This is a genomic window from Gilvimarinus sp. 1_MG-2023 (assembly GCF_030548285.1).
Window position 1 is genome coordinate 1 of record NZ_JAUOSC010001830.1, and the last position, 232, is coordinate 232.

Here is a 232-nt window from a genome sequence, read left to right on the forward strand (position 1 = left end):
GGCCCAGATCATGAAAAAAGCCTTGTCGCGGGTGGGCGTTGGTGCCGTGTTCCTGTCTCGGGATTCCGTCTTTCGCAGCCTGGAAGCCAGCGAGTTGCTGACCTGGCTGGCAGCCATTGCCGAACCGGCTAACGAGCGGGCAGTGCGTAATGCCTTGGCGACTTCGTTACAGGGCTTCAGCAGTGAGCAGCTGCATCAGCTATTGATCGAAGAAGCTGCCTGGGAGCAGCAG

The 232-nt window shown here is 59.5% G+C and carries 1 protein-coding gene; it reads left to right on the forward strand.

Features of this window, described 5'->3' with window-relative positions:
- On the forward strand, positions 1–232 hold a 232-nt coding region (locus Q4563_RS23030; protein ID WP_303606204.1), incomplete at both ends, for a hypothetical protein.